The organism is Nostoc foliaceum FACHB-393 (assembly GCF_014698505.1).
Taxonomy (GTDB): domain Bacteria; phylum Cyanobacteriota; class Cyanobacteriia; order Cyanobacteriales; family Nostocaceae; genus Nostoc; species Nostoc foliaceum_A.
On the sequence record NZ_JACJTD010000034.1, the window covers coordinates 66996 to 84850 of the forward strand.

General features: G+C 40.9%; 15 protein-coding genes. 8 read left to right on the forward strand and 7 right to left on the reverse strand.

The window, feature by feature from the left end:
• Positions 1–140 precede the first annotated feature (140 nt).
• Positions 141–464, reverse strand: a complete 324-nt coding sequence (locus H6G92_RS24315; protein ID WP_190896582.1) for an ArsR/SmtB family transcription factor — start codon at positions 462–464, stop codon at positions 141–143.
• A 200-nt stretch (positions 465–664) separates the two neighbouring features.
• Here H6G92_RS24315 and H6G92_RS24320 point away from each other — a divergent pair, with 200 nt between their 5' ends.
• Together H6G92_RS24320 and H6G92_RS24325 are read left to right on the forward strand one after the other, a co-directional pair.
• Positions 665–1576, forward strand: coding sequence for a hypothetical protein (locus H6G92_RS24320; RefSeq protein ID WP_190896584.1), 912 nt, complete (start codon positions 665–667; stop codon positions 1574–1576).
• Positions 1577–1638: 62 nt separating this feature from the next.
• On the forward strand, positions 1639–1863 hold the full coding sequence (locus tag H6G92_RS24325; protein ID WP_199344951.1) for a DUF4351 domain-containing protein: 225 nt from the start codon (positions 1639–1641) through the stop codon (positions 1861–1863).
• A 123-nt stretch (positions 1864–1986) separates the two neighbouring features.
• Here H6G92_RS24325 and H6G92_RS40455 read toward each other — a convergent pair whose 3' ends face one another.
• A complete protein-coding gene (locus tag H6G92_RS40455; protein ID WP_190896586.1) occupies positions 1987–5214 on the reverse strand; it encodes a calcium-binding protein in 3228 nt (1075 codons plus the stop codon).
• Between the two features lie 527 nt (positions 5215–5741).
• Here H6G92_RS40455 and H6G92_RS24335 point away from each other — a divergent pair.
• Positions 5742–6524: a helix-turn-helix domain-containing protein gene (locus tag H6G92_RS24335; protein ID WP_190896588.1), complete on the forward strand. Its 783-nt coding sequence runs from the start codon at positions 5742–5744 to the stop codon at positions 6522–6524.
• Between the two features lie 48 nt (positions 6525–6572).
• Entirely contained in the window at positions 6573–7013 is a 441-nt protein-coding gene (locus tag H6G92_RS24340; protein WP_190896590.1) for a hypothetical protein, read from the forward strand.
• Here the strand turns inward: H6G92_RS24340 and H6G92_RS24345 are convergent.
• The 5 genes from H6G92_RS24345 to H6G92_RS24365 form a co-directional block, all read right to left on the reverse strand.
• Positions 7006–8238: an aspartate aminotransferase gene (locus H6G92_RS24345; protein WP_190896592.1), complete on the reverse strand. Its 1233-nt coding sequence runs from the start codon at positions 8236–8238 to the stop codon at positions 7006–7008. The two genes, H6G92_RS24340 and H6G92_RS24345, sit on opposite strands and share 8 nt — an antisense overlap.
• Positions 8235–9425 carry an iron-containing alcohol dehydrogenase family protein gene (locus H6G92_RS24350; RefSeq protein ID WP_190896594.1) on the reverse strand — a complete coding sequence of 397 codons (1191 nt, stop codon included), beginning with the start codon at positions 9423–9425 and terminating at the stop codon, positions 8235–8237. Before H6G92_RS24350 ends, H6G92_RS24345 begins: the two co-directional genes overlap by 4 nt.
• A 659-nt stretch (positions 9426–10084) precedes the next feature.
• On the reverse strand, positions 10085–10606 hold the full coding sequence (locus tag H6G92_RS24355; RefSeq protein ID WP_190896596.1) for a Ycf51 family protein: 522 nt from the start codon (positions 10604–10606) through the stop codon (positions 10085–10087).
• 449 nt (positions 10607–11055) lie between these two features.
• Entirely contained in the window at positions 11056–12381 is a 1326-nt protein-coding gene (locus H6G92_RS24360; RefSeq protein WP_190896598.1) for an O-antigen ligase family protein, read from the reverse strand.
• Complete coding sequence (locus H6G92_RS24365; protein ID WP_190896600.1) at positions 12363–13205, reverse strand: hypothetical protein; 843 nt, start codon at positions 13203–13205, stop codon at positions 12363–12365. The genes H6G92_RS24360 and H6G92_RS24365 overlap by 19 nt, the downstream gene beginning before the upstream one ends.
• A 144-nt stretch (positions 13206–13349) precedes the next feature.
• On the opposite strand from H6G92_RS24365, the gene H6G92_RS24370 reads away from it, so the two are divergent.
• The 4 genes from H6G92_RS24370 (at position 13350) to H6G92_RS24385 (ending at position 17331) form a co-directional block, all read left to right on the forward strand.
• Complete coding sequence (locus H6G92_RS24370; protein ID WP_190896602.1) at positions 13350–14414, forward strand: NAD(P)/FAD-dependent oxidoreductase; 1065 nt, start codon at positions 13350–13352, stop codon at positions 14412–14414.
• A 533-nt stretch (positions 14415–14947) separates the two neighbouring features.
• Positions 14948–15325 carry a hypothetical protein gene (locus H6G92_RS24375; RefSeq protein ID WP_190896604.1) on the forward strand — a complete coding sequence of 126 codons (378 nt, stop codon included), beginning with the start codon at positions 14948–14950 and terminating at the stop codon, positions 15323–15325.
• 190 nt (positions 15326–15515) lie between these two features.
• Entirely contained in the window at positions 15516–16364 is an 849-nt protein-coding gene (locus tag H6G92_RS24380) for an SIMPL domain-containing protein (RefSeq protein WP_190896606.1), read from the forward strand.
• A 580-nt stretch (positions 16365–16944) separates the two neighbouring features.
• Complete coding sequence (locus tag H6G92_RS24385; protein ID WP_190896608.1) at positions 16945–17331, forward strand: VOC family protein; 387 nt, start codon at positions 16945–16947, stop codon at positions 17329–17331.
• Positions 17332–17855 lie beyond the last annotated feature (524 nt).

Here is a 17855-nt window from a genome sequence, read left to right on the forward strand (position 1 = left end):
AAACTTGATGTGTCAATATAAAGCATAGCACTATACATAAAAATTCATCAAAAAAACTTGATGCATTAAATAAATTAATTCAGCGCCAACGGAATCAGTCGTAATTGACACTTATAGGGCTTAAAGCTCTAAACTCTTTCTTAATCGCAGCAGGAACGAGCAGATGAAATTATAGAATTATGGCTAAAATCTGCCAGATATTCCTCTAAAACACTAAATTGGGACAGATTCAAACTGTAATAAATCCAGCGTCCTTCCTGACGGGAGTTAACTAAGCCAGCTTCCTTGAGGGTTTTCAGGTGAAAAGATAGTTTCGATTGATTTACCCCCAAGGCTTCGCACAAATCACATACACATAATTCTCGCTGTCGTAGCAATTCCAGCACACTAATCCTGAGTGGATCAGAAAGAGCATGAAAGCCAGCAGCAATTAAATGAGGAATAGTAGCAGAGGGGGTTGGCATCAATTACAGTTTGATAAGGTTATGGTAACTCTATTGTGAACTAGAAACTATAGTTTAGGTGCGTAGACGTGGAGCGGCTTGTCGTCAGACATCGCACCTAAAGCAACAAAAATATGAACTTGCATTCGTTGAAATATTATTCCCGGATATGAAAAAATACTAATTAATGCAAAATTAACAATGCTGGCATTCATAATTTCATGACTCGACAACCCCATGACCAATTTGCCAAGGAATATCTAGAGGAGTTGTTAACCTCATTAGGTAAAGTAGAAACCAGCAAAGATGTTAAAAGCGAAGTTCGTGAGATAGATGTTTGGTTTGTCCCCAATGCATCCCCATCTAATACATCAGAATTGGGTTTATTGGCGAAAATGGCTGCTACGAGTTGTCTATTTGAACCGTTCCGTAATGCTCCCAGCGAAGTGGAGATTAGGAGTTGTTTATTAAAATTATATACGGTTCATGGAGATTTATTACGACAAGCGAAACGGGAAAAACGGTCTTTGTCAGAGGGAGAATTGCCATGTTTATGGATTTTAACTCCTTCTTGTTCTCCGAGAATGCTGAACGGATTTGGTGCGAAAATTCAAGAGTCAGAGAATTGGGTTGAGGGGGTTTATTTTCTGCCAGAATTGTTGAAGGGAGCGATCGTAGCTATTAATCAGTTACCTGTTATTGAAGATACCCTATGGTTAAGGGTTTTGGGGAAGGGAAGGACGCAAAAAGAAGCGGTAGAAGAGTTAGTTCAACTATCAGAAGGAAGTCCTAAATGGGATCAACTGTTAGAGATTTTAGCTTCTTGGCGCAAAAATATAGAGGTGAAAGATAATGTAAATGATGAGGATAGGGAGTTGATTATGAACTTATCACCAGCTTATCTTAAGCAACGCGAAGAATGGCGACAAGAAGGGCTGCAAGAAGGTAGTTTAGAAGGACAGCGTTTGATGGTAGCCAGTTTACTGCAAGGACGCTTTGGAAGTTTAGATGAGGAGTTATCTGGTTTGATAACCCCGATTATGGAACTTCCTCTGATGGAAAGGACTGAATTACTGCTCAATTTGTCTAATCTTTCCCGTGAGGATTTATTGGCTAGGTTGGGGAGGGATTGAAGTAAACAGATGTGAATAGCGAAATCTCATCCATTTTCTACTACTAAGCTAAATAGAAAAATATGAACTTATCACCAGCTTATCTTAAGCAACGGGAAGAATGGCGACAAGAAGGAGAGGTGACATTGCTACTTCGCTTACTCAGGCGACGCTTTGGGAAAATTGCTCCTGATTTAGAGCAGAGAATTACCAGTTTATCGATTCCCCAGTTGGAGGCGTTGGTGGATGCCCAGTTAGATTTCTCTAATTTAGATGATTTAGTAACCTGGTTATCAGCGCAAAGTTAATTTCAATAGGTAAGTGATGAGGACAGAGAGTTGATTATAAATTTATGAAAAAGGGGCTTATTCCCCTATTTTGTCAAAAGGGTTAGGGAGGATTTAATACTTCTATCTTCCTCCCTGAGCAAATTACACTATTATAAAATTACTGAATCCAAGGGTTCCCGTGAATCCTGTCACCTCAATGATGGCATCGCTATTGGCATTAAACCCGGCTGTAGCATCATTAATAGCAACAAAGGCACGGCTACCAAAGTTGAATTGAGCAGCAGAATTAGAACCAAAATTAGCAGTGGTTAAGTTGGCTGCAATTCCAGTTGCATTAAGAGTTGCAACAGTTCCCGCATTAGAGAGTTCAGATCGTGCTGTGGAAACAAGGAATAGATCATTGCCAGCAGTAGGATTGAAATCTGTAATCACATCAAAACTATTGAGGAGAGAATCAGCTAAGTTGCGGTAGTCAAAGCGATCAGATCCTGCCCCTCCAGTCAGAGTATCTTTTCCAGTTCCTCCAGTTAATCTGTCATTACCAGCACCACCATTGAAAATGTCATTACCTGTACGCCCCTCGAAAGCGTCATCATAGTTTGTGCCGGTGATATCAAAACGTTCAATACTGGAAAACTGAACTAATTTATAATTATCACCATTATTTCCATTACGATGGTAAATTACATTAGTGCCGTATTCGCCGTTATAACCTAAATGGATACCAACACCATTACTCTTGCTACTGTAATCAACTTGGAGTAGGTCATCGCCTTCTCCTCCATCAACTGTATCAGTGGAATATGGGCTATAACCAGGGTTAAGGATGTCATTGCCATCACCGCCGTTTAAAACGTCACTACCTGCACCACCACTGTAAGTATCATTACCGTTATTAGCCTCGAAAACATCGTTATATTGTGTACCAGTGATATCGTAGTTTTCTACATTAGATATAGTGACTATAGGCTGATTACCATTAGCACGGCTAAAAATGTTATTTGAACCTAGATACCGGACATGGATACCAGCACCATCATTTTTGCTGGTGTAATTTACTCGAATGACATCATTACCTGCACCGCCATCTACTGTATCTGTAGACCCAGAGGAAAAACCAGGGTCTAGAATGTCATTACCATCACCGCCTTTTAGTTCGTCACTGCCAGTACCACCATATAAATAGTCATCACCACTTCCACCACTATTGAGGTCATTACCTTCCCCTCCAAATTTGAAAACAAAACTACTTTCATTTTGTGATTGCTTCTTTGGATTACCTGTCCAGAAAATTATCTGTTCATTCTTTAGTGATAATTGGGGTTCAAGTTGATTTTTATTAACTCCATACAAAAAAGCAACTTCTTTTCCATTACCATGAGTAATTAGAGTTCCTGGTTTCAATTTATAACCATCATCTGGATCTGATTTACTTGCATCCAAAAAAGTAAAATGATAGTCATTATCTAATGGTAATGCGAATGAATTTCCTTCTTGTATATTAAAGTCTTTTATATAAACTAGCTCATTCCATTCATCACTTCCAAAAGCTTCACCAGGAGGGTTGCTTATTACATCCTCAATTCCAAATTCTTTAATAGCATCTAAAATAATGTCGCCAACCTCAACAACCAATAACATTGCTAGTTGCCATTCTGGCTGAGTTTTAGCTATAGCTATCAAGCCAGCAATTATATTTTTCACGCCTTTTATCGAAGACCATAATGTATCTGATTGAAAAATGTTTTCTTCAATAGCTTCTTTAGAAGAATCTGGAACTCTGGGTGAGAGTGTAAACATATAAAATGTGTCCATTCCCGAACCACCAACTAAGACATCCCGACCACTCGATTTACTATCTTCTATTGATTTAAAGAAGCGACCTGCATATAATTCATCATCTCCACCACCACCATTTATTTGATCATTACCAGCGCCACCATCGAAGATGTCGGCATTATCACCACCTTGAAAAATGTCATCATATTCTGTACCAATGATTGAAAATTTTTCAATAGAGGAATACTTAACTAATTCAAACTTAGCACCATCACCACCACGACTGTAGATGGCATTACGGTTATATTCAGGGTTATCATAACCTAAATGGATACCATAACCATTATTCTTACTACTGTAATTAACTCCGAGGGTGTCATAACCCGCTCCTCCATCAACAGTAACAGTGGCATGGTTATAACCAAGATTGAAGATATCATTTCCCAAACCACCTTTGAAGATATTATCTCCCCAACCATTTATGTCATGAGAAAGCACCTCAAAAACATCATCATATTGTGTGCCAGTAATGACAAAACGTTTAATATTGAAATATTCAACTAATTGCTTATTACCATCACCACCACGACTGTAGATAGCATTACGGTTATATTCAGGGTTATCATAACCTAAATGGATACCATGACCATTATCCTTGCTAATGTAATCAGCTGCGAGAGTGGCACTGGACGGTAAATCCTGTAATCTTGCATCAACTATATCAGTGGAATATTGGCTATAGCCAGGGTCTATATTATCAGGACCACCATTGCTATATATTGTGTCATTGCCCTGACCACCGTAGATAAACTCTGCGGCGCCAGTGCCATATATTATGTCATTGCCATTATTGCCGAACAGATAAGTTGTTTTACTTAGGTCGTTTGAGCCATGTATTGTGTCATTGCCATCACTGCCCTTTACTTGGGGTTTAAAGTTCCAAACCCACGAACCTAAGAAACCTTCATAGCCACCGTCAGCCCATAATTCCTCGCCAGAATTAACAGTAAAATATCTGATGTCGCCCTCTGTTCTACTCATTTCAATTTCTATCTCTTCATCCTCCAACGTCACAGTCGTTGTATCATCCTCAGCCTGCAAAACCGCTAACTCATGCTCCCTTAAACTCTTCCCTTGCACCAACCTCGCAAAAATATCCCCCTCATCCCCTGCTGCATCCGCTACATTAATTTTTGCATCAATATAATGCCCAGTTTCCTCCAGCAATACCGCCACAATAGCATCAAGATTCTGAGTATTTTGGCTAATAAAATCAGCAGCTAAATAAATCTTGCCCGTAGCTATAGCAAAAGCACCATTTGCACCATTGATATCATTACGATTCACAATCTCGATAGTAGGAATACCACTAAAATTACCTTGAGCAAAACCATCAAATAATTGATTAGCTACTTCACTATCAAAATCATTACCAAACGCAGTCTGTAACTTCTCTGTATACCCTGCATCATTTCGGAAACTGCTGAGATAATAATAGGCATTGTTTCGGACTACATTCACAATATCAAGCCATTCCTGTTGAATGGTGATATCAATTTCCAGATTGTTAGCGAAAATAATATTAGACATGATTGATTCCTGAATTTGGTATTTAGAAAATGCTTTGCGGTATCAATAGTTATGCAAATCCTCCATTTCCCTCCTTTGTAAGGAAGGGAATGAAGTTTAAGTCCCCTTTGAAAAGCAGGGCTGTTTCATTTGATAATTTGGTTGAATTCCTAAACCGATAGCAATCCTAAATTAGTCGTGAAGATACAACCCACGCTTATAGATAAGACATAGCATTGCTACATCTCTGCAATCTGAATGAATTTTCACAAATAGTTTAGAATTGGTAGATTTATTTAAGCACCAACATCATATACTGCCCATTGCTGAGTACAAGCCTGAGAATCACTGACTTCTTATGGCTTTCTTATGACTTGTAACTGACTTTTACGGCTTCATCAACTATTACAGGCTTAACTAAGCTTGACCATAGATAGATATGATTCGGTGAAAAATCCGATGCAGCGAAAACTTTACATAAACTTCATAAAATACCAAGGTTTTTATTTAGATACTAACAAGCATATATAAAAATAACGAACAAATTAATGCCACGCTCATTGAGAGTACATCATCAGAGGATTAAGTATGTCAAAATTGCACTGTCTGAGAATGGATATCCCACCCAAAAATCCTTGGCTTATGAAACGGGATTATCCATAGACACAATTAGTAGATTCCTCAATTGTAAACCCGTTCTGTATGGAACCTTTGAAGAAATATGTCGGAAATTAAACCTAGATTGGAGAGAAATTTCCACTCCTGATTTTGAGCCTACTTCTCTCAAAAAAAGTATAAAAACACAGGAATTAAAAAGCAACAAATACCAAGACTGGGGAACTGCGGTTGATGTGTCAGTGTTTTATGATCGCACCCAAGAAATGGCGCAGTTAGAATCATGGATATTGCAAGATAGGTGTCGCTTGCTTACAGTATTCGGCAGGGGTGGGGTTGGTAAAACCATTTTAGCTGCCAAGCTGGCAAAACATATCCAGGGTGAATTTGATTCTGTGATTTGGCGATCGCTCCGTCAAGCCCCATCCTTTGATGAGATAATAACTGATTTGGTGTCTTTTGTGTCCAATCACCAAGAACCCAAACCCGACATCAACAAACTCATTTATTATCTGCGTACTTCCCGATGTCTAATTATTTTAGATAACCTAGAAACAGTCTTAGATGTCGGTCATACTGGTAAATATCGCTCAGATTATCAAGAATATACTGAGTTAATCCGGGTAATAGCAGAAGTAGAGCATAAAAGCTGTGTAATTTTAACTACTAGAGAGAAACCAGTAGAAATGAATTTTTTGGAGGGAGCTAACCGTTAGGTTAGCTCCCTCCAATTATTTGGCTCACTCGAAGCAGCCTTTCTCATAGTGCAATCCTATCCCCTCTTGGGTACGGATGAGGATAAATATAAATTATGCAATTTATACAATAATAACCCCCTAAAAATCCGGGTAGCTGCCAATACCATCATTAACTTATTCAATAAAGATATCAACAACTTTCTAGAGCAAAATACCTTCGTATTCAGTAGTATCCGCCACTTACTCGATCGACAATTCCATCACCTTTCGGCTTTAGAACAGCAGGTAATGTACTGGCTACAAATAAATCAGCAATTTACTACTATTAATTACTTACACACAAAAATTGTGCCTACTGTATCTAAAGCAAAACTGTTTGATGCTGTAGAAAGCTTGATTAGGCGTTCTTTAATTGAGACAGAGGTTGGTGGCTATACCCAATCACCTATTGTAATGGAATATGTGAGAGAGGTATTTACGGAGGAAATTCTTCCTTTAATCAACTAACGAGATCGGCGATCGCTCCTGATGTAGAAACTACACTTTCAGGTTGATAGCGGATACCGGCTTGTTTAAAGCGATGTAAAGCTTCACCCAAGCGATCGCAATCTGCAATCAAACTGATTCTCACATACCCTTCACCGGCAACCCCAAAAGCATTTCCTGGGGTAACCACAACGCCTGTTTGCTGCAACACGTTCAGGGCAAAATCTGTGGAACCAACGCCAACGGGACACTTCACCCAAAGATACATTGTCGCCTTGGTTTTGGGGATATCCCAACCCAACTCTCCTAATCCTTGAATAAGGAAATCGCGGCGGGTACGGTAGCGTTGTTGTACCTCGTGCAAATACACATCTGGCAGTTGTAAAGCGGTTTCGGCTGCTTTTTGCAAGGCGGAAAAAATGCCGTAATCCAAGTTAGTTTTCAGTGTCCGCAAACCTTGAATGACATGGCGGTTCCCCACCACAAACCCAACGCGCCAACCAGCCATATTATAGGTTTTAGATAAGGTGTGAAATTCCACACCAATATCTTTCGCACCGGGAATTTCTAGCAAGCTGGTGGGTTGATAACCATCAAACGCTAACTCGGCATAACACAAGTCATGCACCAGCAGAATTTCATATTTGCGGGCAAACGCAACAATTTCTTCAAAAAATTCGCGGGGTGCGGTGGCGGCGGTGGGATTGCTGGGATAGTTGAAATAAAGAATTTTAGCTTGTCTAGCAACCTCATCAGGAATTGCAGCTAAATCAATTAACCAGTCATTCTCTGGTTTGAGAATCAAACTGTGGATTTTCCCCCCTGCGATCGCAGGGCCGCGAAAATGGGCGGGATAAGCTGGGGAAGGAACCAGAACTAAATCACCAGGATTAACGTAGGCGATCGCTAAATGGGTTAATCCTTCTTTAGAACCCAGTAGCGGTAAAGCTTCACTATCGGGATCGAGAACCACACCATAACGGCGATGATACCAGTTGGTGATCGCGCGGCGAAAACTAGCAGTCCCTTCAAACGGAGGATAACCGTGATTGGCGGGATCTTTCAAGGCTGCGATCGCAGCTTCTACAACTGGCGCAGGTGTTGCACCATCGGGGTTTCCCATACCCAAATCAATTAAATCTAACCCTTGTTCCCGGGCTTTAGCTTTTAGTTCATCTAAACGGGCAAATACATAGGGTGGCAGTTTTTGTATACGTTCTGCTGGGACAATCCAATCTAAACTCATGCTTCAACCTCGTCACTGATTCCCTTGGGCGAAACTCGATTCATATCTTTACTCTCTATAGGTGCAGTGGTGGAAACCATTGCCGCCATCAGCTGTTCTGGCGCGACTTTAAACGGAAGTCGATGGATGTCAGAATTAGGAACTAGGGCAATTTCAGCGGCTGTTTGCAACTCGCTTAATGTAATATTGCCCAATCCCAAATCACTTAATTTTTGGGGTAGTCCAATTTCTGTGTAGAACTTTAACAACTGTTGCCGTGCCGATGCTGCTAGTTGATTGCCTTGTAGCATTTCTTCTAAACGCAGTTGCACCAAAATTCCAAAAGCAACTTTTTCGCCATGAATACTGCCATGTCCTGAAATATGCGTTAAACCATTATGCACGGCATGGGCAGCAACTGTGCGACACTGCGCCCCTCCAAGTCCCCCAACTACCCCAGCTAATAAAACAGTTGCGTCTACGACTTCTCGCCAAACTTCACTACCTGGTTCTTTCAAGGCGGCCGCTGACTTTTGCAAGAGGATATCTCGCAAAACTCGTGCTTGTTGCACCGCAGCAATAATTAAAGTGTCTTGCAAATGCCCACTGCTAACTGAGGCTTCATACCACTTAGCGATCGCATCACCAATTCCAGCTATTAAAGTATGTTGTGGTGCAGTTTTAATCAAGTCATAATCAAGTATCAATAAATCGGGACAATGAGACAGCCCCACGTCGTAGAGAAACGCCCCGTCTTCCGAATAAACATTCGACAAGGCACTCCAAGCTGCACAGGTAGCCCCTGACGTAGGGATTGTTACCACTGGCAACTGTAACTGCTGCGCCAGTAATTTCGCTGTATCTAAAGCTTTGCCGCCGCCAACACCGATAATTACATCAGCTTTATGTTCTTTTGCCTTCTTCTGTAAAGATTTCAGGCTAGCTTCGCAGCAATCTGCACCATAAGAAGCTTGGGCATGATGTAACTGTTGCGTTTCTAAAACTGGTTGCAAATTCTTTTGGCTGATGGCGAGAGTAGATTCACCTGCCACAATTAAGGGACGACTTCCCAAACAGGCGATCTCTGCTGCGGCTGCTTGTAGCACCCCAGAACCACGAATTACTTTTGCAGGGGCAACTGTGAGCGTCAATAACGGACTAGAGGTTTGAGTAGACAAAGAAGGTTGAGTAGAAAGTTGATTAGACATATAATTTAGTTTGCCAAAACCTTGATATTTCTTAATCTAATAGACTTGCAGCCAAGGATACTTGTTGCCACGCTTTTTTCAGGATGGCTACAAGCTTGCATCTGACTCAACTAGGTTTTAACCGATTTAATAAAAAAGACAAAGCCCATCGCCAACTGGTTAAGCAAATTGACGACTTTGCTTGAATCTGTGATGTCCATTAGTCTGAAATTCCGAACTATCAAAGTTTTGAATAACCGTATAATTAACATTACCATTCTCAGATTCTCAATAAAAGTCATTGAGAACTGAATAATGTGTCGATGGTCATTATCAGCTATGGATAAGTACCTAGGTACATACATCTATCTGTATGCCTCCACAGCCAACTCATGTGCCGCAAAGACTTGTGAAAATGGCAACAGTGGTAATTAGAATAACAACTGAAAAATCACAACTATCAATACCCATTACCTGCACGCTGATTGACTTTTACCCACAGTGGAACTACTAGAGTGTGAATATCTTAATCTAAATATAACTATTAATGTATCAGTAAATACAAAATAAATTTTGTCATCCTGATAACAGGTAAATTATTGTGTCCTGTGAAATGGGTCAGAGGGGATAAGGAGAAACTTCTACAAAAATTCCTCCCTGATCCCCTAACTCCGTGCTTCTTAAGCGGTGGGTTTTGGCAATTGGGCGAAATTGTCTGTGTAAATTTTGACTGTGACAGGGGAATTTTGACGAGAAACTAGCGATCGCTTGGCCTCACCCAAGTAAACTGGTACAGAAGTCCCTGGTTCTGGGTGGATAATGGTACGGGCGCGAACTGTCAATTTTTCGTCTTCCCGTGTACCTGAGCGACCATAAGAAAACAAATTACTGGCTGCTTGACGTAAAGTTGCTTCTAATTGTGTGGGTGTAATTTGGGGTGATGTGGCAATCACCGCTTGTGTTGACCCATTGTCATAAACTAGAGTGTACCGGGCTGCTCCTGGAATCACAGTCCGACTCAATGGGACTATCGAAAGTCCAAATAAACCACCCGTCAGCACCAGCATAAAGCCAGTCGTACCCACCAGGCGAAAGCGGATGCCCCATTTGAGAATAAAAGCCAAAACTGTTAAGGCAGCAAATACCAAGGTAGCTATGCCTGACCATTGGGTGTACTGAAGAAAGTCAGCTGTTGTGAGCATAAGGTTGGTTATGGATGCGTCTTTTTTTCGTTACCGACACACCCATTTTACCGAGAGCTTACACTATAGAGGTTATCGTAGTCTTTAATTCTCCGTTTTTCACATACAAATAGATAGGCTGTAGCGGGTTACAAAGACCTAGCTTAATTTCAATAATCATGTTTTATACTTCTTGATAAAAGATAAAAATTTTGAGATATTCCGTCAAATTCAATATCTTTTAAAATTATGCTTAACTGAGTAAAAATAATAAAAATACAAAAGGGCACCTACAAGAGATGCCCGTCATGCAGGAAAACCCCAAAGGGTTGTCCCCACACCTTCCCAACAATCAGCAACAGTGACTAATTAGGTATTAGTCACACTCACAGTCACAGACGTGAATATAGTAATCTTATTAACTTAAAACTATAAATGTCCCCAGTGCATACACTGAAAACAACTAATGCCTAATTTTGATGATATCCCAGCCTGTGTTGTTGATTATAACGATGTACTACTCCACAAATAGCAGCCAAAATTAACCATGAAAGCGTATTCAATCGAAAATCGAAAAGCGTTACATCTACTGTATTCAATAGAACCCACCCAACAAAAGCCAGAAAATAACTGAAAAATATCAATCTGTCTTCTGTATTTATATATTTTGACTTTCGCAATAATTGCCCGCCTGAAATCAAAATCCAAGCAAGTAAACCACAAAATAAAAAAGTACTGGGAAAACCAGTTTCAGCAGATAACATCAAAAACAAATTATGGGGATGACCTAAGGGAATCTGCATCTTTGCTCTGTAGAGTCCACTAAAACTGCGTAACCCCCAGCCAGTCCAAGGATGTTCTTGAGCTAAAGACCAGGCAAACTGCCACTGAGTTTTTCGCATTAAAGCAACTGGTCTATCTGGATACATATCGTCATTTAATCTTGCCCAAAAGAAAGCAGGAACTACCCGGCGAAAAAATTGAGCGACTGGTGAGGGTGCAAAAGCTGCCAAAAGCACACTAGAGACGATCGCAGCCACACCACCCATAAGAATGCGCCAACCTTGGTAGAGTGCATAAGCTAAACAGGCAAAAATAGCGATCGCCCACCCATTGCGCGAGTTGGTAAAAATCAAGGCAATGAAATTTGTAATCATCGCCACGCTTAGAAAGAGGAGGGGGAGAAATGATTTTTGACTCTTGACTCTTAGTTGCTGATATTTTTCTAACCACAACCCTAGACCAAGGATGAAAACTATAACTAGATAAGCTGCGAAAGTGTTAGCGTGCAAGAAGAGTGAAGCTATGCGACCTGGCGGATTTCCTCCTGGTGCGATCGTCCAATCCAACACAATCCATAAAATCTCTAACTTCAAACTCCAGCCCAAAAATAATTGCCCCAAGCCAATAATCACCATCGGCATAGAACCGATTACCAAAATCCAAGCCATTTGCCGCAATTGGGCAAATGTTTGAATTAGAGCGCTATGGGCAGCAAAAAATAAAAAGAATGGTAATAAATTAAATAAGCCGAGGAAAGCTGCTGTCTTATCATCGGCAAATCCAGCACTCACGATTAGCAACACACTCAAAAGGGCAAATCCCCAATTGAGGGGGCGGCGACTAATTTTGCGGTATTGTTTCAACCAAGTTATTAATGATACAAAACCTATAGTCACAGCCCCCAATAAAGGACTCAATGGGAAGATTAACAGTGCCCATAGAGAGTAGTTCCACGAAAATTGCCAACGAGACTTGAAATAGTCAAAAACCTTGTTCAAGCTGGTTCCCAACATTCCTCACGAGTGAGGCGAATTTGAGCTAAAGCGAAAATAGTAGGGATGATCCGACCATAGTTAGTGGCGATCGCTCTCCACCCTAAATCCGCAAAAAACCAAGTCCACATTATCGGCCCAATCACGGCAAACATACTGCGGGCTGCCCCATAACGAGCAGCATTCACAGTCATACCTCGTTGGGCCATTCGCATAGCTAGATAGCTTTTAAACTTCGTTGTAGCTACTTCTGAACCTGTAATCGCCGCTTGTTTGGCTACTTCATAGGTAGCAAAGTGGATGGCAAATTGACGGGCAATTTGCTTAAGCACAAGTGGCTGGAGAAGAGAAGTCACCGCTAATGCACTACCGCCTTTGAAAAGTAACCCCAAGGGGTCACGCTGCAATAAAAGTGGTAGCGGTTCTTTTAGTTCTGATTTGACAAGATGACGCTGCACTCGTAGAGTCAATTTCTGCTTTTCTTGTTCAGGCAATTTTTTCCACACCTGTCCTAGTAGATGCAAAAATACTTCTGCTTCTAAATCAATGGTTGCCAGTTGATTAGAATAGGGAATTTTTAGATACTTACATACTTGAACTAAGGCTTGTCGGTAAGTTACCTGGCCTGTGCGTCCCCGCAATACCGTCATTCCATCTGCTGCCAAAAAACGAAAGCGACCCTCTAGTGCATCTAGCCAAGCTTTGCGGTCTTGGCTTTGCACTTCGATGGGTTCGGGTGTGTGTATATAGTCTAGGGGATTGAACTTACGACTAAATAGAATTGCCGTTAAGTCTTGCAATTCTTCTTCGGTCGCTAACTCTAGCGCCGCCCTCATCTCATCCAATTTCCCTTCCTCCCTTCCATGCAGCTTTCTGTACCTTATTCTACTATTAGCTTTCAGCAGTCATTAGTAGTAATTTTGTCCTTTGATAATAACGAATAACTAATGACCAATAACTAATAACCAATGACTAAGGACTACTGACTCATGACTGATATTGCAGTGATTGGTGCCGGAATAGCTGGTTTAGTCTGCGCCCAGCAGTTAAGTCAAGCTGGATATTCGGTGCTAGTGGTAGAAAAGTCCCGTGGTTTGGGAGGAAGACTAGCTACACGCCGATTGCATGGAACTTTGGCGGATCATGGGGCTTGTTACCTGAAGCCAAAGGGTGAATTGTTGGGACGTTTTGTGGAGATATTGCGATCGCGCCATATCCTCGAAGTTTGGACGGAGGAGGTTTACGAACTCACAGCAGGTGCTCCTTTATCTGAACCCAAAAACCGCAGTCCGCGATATGTTGCACCTGAGGGAATGAGTGCGATCGCTAAATCTCTCGCCCCAGGTTTAGAAATATTACTGAATCAGCGTGTCATTGCTATTACCCCAACTTCCGAAGATAGTTGGCATTTGGCTCTCGAATCTAGCAACGAAGAATTAACTGTAAAAGCTTTAGTTGTCGCCATTCCTGCACCCCAAGCTGTGATGCTGTTAGAACCTTTGGGTGAAAGTATATTGGATGCAGTCTTTCTTGATAACTTGCGTTCTGTAGAATTTTATCCTTCGATTAGTGCGATCGCTGGATATCCTCCCACATCCCAACCACTCCCTCAGTGGAAAGCTCTAACTTTTGTGGATGATGCTGATTTAGCATGGATTGGTTTGGATAGTAGCAAGCGTTCTAATCCTCAACAACCACATTTTGTGGTGCAAAGTAGCGCTGATTTCGCCCAACGCCATCTAGAATCCCAGGATTTACAACCGGCTGGACAGTATATGTTGCAACGAGCCGCTGGATCTCTGTCGCTCCCTTGGCTGAATATGCCCGAATGGATGCAAGTACATCGTTGGCGTTATGCCTTTCCTAGCCGTCCTTGGCACGAAGCTTTTCTGTCTGCCGGAACTCCTCTACCTTTAGTTTGCTGTGGTGATTGGTGTGGCGGCAATCTTGTGGAAAGTGCGATGGTTTCTGGATTAGCTGCTGCTAATGAAGTTAATAATCAGTTGCGTCATCTACCTTTAGAAAATGTGAACTTTCTCAACGTTTTTACCTGATCCTTTCATCTGTCGTTAGACTGATTTTGCACTACAGCGAGTCGCTATTTTTCTGACTCACTAAATCAACGTGCAACAAATAAGTTTTTTAGATGAAACAGCAATTTTTGCAGCAAGCCTAAAATGTGATATAAATTACCAAGAAAGGTTAACTTCATTAAAAACTTGTTCCTAATTCAAGTTGTTTTATTGCTGTTAGTCTTGATCCCCTATCTTTAATGCTGCGTTTCGTGTAAATTTCTGCCTTTTTGGCAGAAATTTGAAATAATTAGGATTATAAATATAAAATGTCGAGAAGTTGTCAGCATATTGGATGCTATCTTCATTAAGTCATACTGTGAAAAAGTATAGACTTTAACTAAAATAAGCAAGGACAAATGTCTGATATTCAACCAGTATAAAAGACTAGTTTTGGGATTTCTTGCATCTATCAGTTGGATTATTTCTAACTGATTGTCATAACGACGTTGCCATCTAAAAAAGTTATTTTCTCCACCAATCATTGACTGGAATAAAAAAGGGGTTTAAAAATCATGAAAACGGTAGTCAATTTAACACAGCAATCAGTAGTAAGTGAGATTGAAAGCGTTTTGGATACATATCCATACCATCCATATCAACAAGCCTTTGCGATTCCTGACTTACGCCAAGAGCTAATTGCTTTCGTCCTCAACCGCATTCCCTCCTTTTACAGCGCGATGTCTGACGCACAGATTCCGCTAGCTGAAGCTGAACAAGGAAACTTGGCTTATTACAAATTGCCTCGTAAACCCTTAGAGCAGCAACTACACTTACAGAATTTGATTCACCAAGGTATTTGTTTAATCGTTCAAGAAAAGTCAGATTGGATTAGCCACCATGTTTGTGAAACAGTTCAATCAACTTGTGAACCCTCTCACTGGTTTGGTTAATAGTTTTAACAAGATTTGGCTCTCTGCTGAGATATCATAATGCCCGCAGTGAATTTTTAATTTTTGAGCTAATCCCATGACTCAAGTCAGTGTAAAACTCGTGGGAATAGCTCAATATTTTTTTAAGCATATTGCTTGCTATTGAGGTGTAAAATTTGACAATCAATAGGTTCAAAGGACATCCCAGGACATGAGAAAAATAACTGCTCTAATGTTGGTAAGTATTACTGTGACTGTCGGGATGGGAGCATTAACACCCAAAGCCACTAATGCTCAATTATTTTACCCACCAGCAAGCGATCGCCATTCAATAATGGTAATCGGGCAAGGAGTAGTGAAAGTGCCAGCAGATACAGCGGATATTGAATTGGTATTCAGTAGGGGAGCTAGCAATGATGAGTTAGAAACGCAACCATCATCTCTACCTGAAGCCCGTCGCTTGTCCTCACGGACTCTACTCTTAAATTACAAAACAGCAGCAGAATCTTTACCAAACACAAAATCTCTAACTAAAGCAACTCTCCAGCCTGTAGTTAATAGCCTAGTTGCAAAAGGAATTAGGGCTGATAAAATTCAAGTGCAAATTAGCAGTAATTCCAGTGAAAATAGCGCCAAAATATTGGTGAGACTGGAAAAGCCAACACGTGTTAGCGCAGCTCCTCCTTTGGAGGCTCGCGTCCAGGAAATTGTTGCTACAGCAAACAAAGCGACAAGTGAAATTGAAAATCTTTCGGTCAAAAGTGTGGGCGTTGAGTATGCAGCCAATGACTGTCAAGCTTTGCAGAGTTCAGTTTATCAATCAGCAATGAAAGACGCTCAAAGTCGCGCTCAGGCTTTAGCAACTGCTATGGGTGTTAAACTTGATACTCCTTCTATAGCCGAACCTTTTTATACATTATTTTATCCCTCATGTAGTTCTAAAACTGGAGTTCCTTTGCCGTCATTTGCTAGTTTTTTATTATCACCAGCTTATAATCCAGATGCTCCGGCAGAAGTAGAAATGAAAAAGGATATTTTTGTGACATATACAACGAAATAATCATTTATATTACGTGTCTCTCACTTTGATTGAGTCAAGATTAGGAGTGCGATCGCTTGATTATTTTGCCTTGGCTGTAAACAACTCTAATAATGAAAAAACTCCAGAAATGTTTGTGACAAATCTGGAGTCAGGAAAGATACGCATTTACCTATACCAAATTTTCACCGTGAGAGCATTCTACGTCATCAGGGTATACACTCAAATACAGTTAAAGATGTCTGAGGATCAACTGCTGTGCTTCTCGTTTACACAACTTCTCTGTTGAAAGTAACGCAAAACAGCCCCAGATGTACTGAGGCTGTTTTGCGAGAGTTGTTTGGCAGGAGGGGTACATCAATAAGTGATGCCCCGTGTTAAATATAGATAATTCAGTATGCATCCTTATTCAGCCGTGTTTTGGCATATCAGGATGATTTGGAAAATTGCGTAGGCGCAGCCCGTCGTAGACATCGCTTTTTCCAAAAAGAAACTCCAGATGCACTTAAGGCATCTGGAGTAGTAACAGGTTTCTAACATCAACTAATTTTTACCTATGCGATCGCCAGATGTCGTTAGGGTATATACTCAAATCTATTTTATGTCTGATCGTCCGCCAATAAAACAGCAGGTTACCTTCTTTTATACTGATAATCTCAATACGTCCGCAGAATTCTACGAACAAAAACTGGGCTTGGAGTTGTGGCTTGACCAAGGAGCCTGTCGAATTTATACTGTTAGCGGCTCTGGATATTTAGGATTGTGTCAAGCAAGCGAAATATCAACTCCTCCAGCCGACAGGCAATCAAGTGTTATTTTTACCTTGGTTACACAGCAGGTGGATGAGTGGTTTGAATATCTCAAACAACGTGGCATCGAATTTGAAAAGCCACCTACACTAAACAAAAAGTACAACATTTACCACTGTTTTTTGCGTGATCCCAGTGGTTATTTAATTGAAATTCAACGTTTTGAGACTAACCACTAAAAAAAGACATAACTAAATAAGTTATGTCTAAACGTTTAATTTACAGGGCAGGATTTGTACAGGTTAGAAATTTTTGATTTACTGGAGTACATGATACTGACTAATGCTGTATAACTATTATCGATAGCCATGTACCTTTTCTTCTATCGATTTATCGGCGTGAGGTGCGGGATTTATGCAGCTACCGAGAAATCTTTACATTTACTTACAATTAGCCGCGTAGGCGTAGCCAGCCTTAGCTATTGCTTTGATATACATAAGGCAATACGCTTGTTACGTGAGTACACCCGTAGGGGCACGGGGCACGGCACTGCCATGCCCCTACACCTCGTGATGTATGTAATGTTGTACCGCATCTGAATGGGAACCGCTATAGAACCCATTTGACATCTAAGAAGGTGCAGCAAGCCTCTTAACCATCAACCGAATAAAACAAAGATTAACCTTGGCAGTCGCATTCGCTAAAGTTCTCTCAAAGTTCTTGACGAGGATTTTGCATCTTTCCATCCAAGCATTTGACCGCT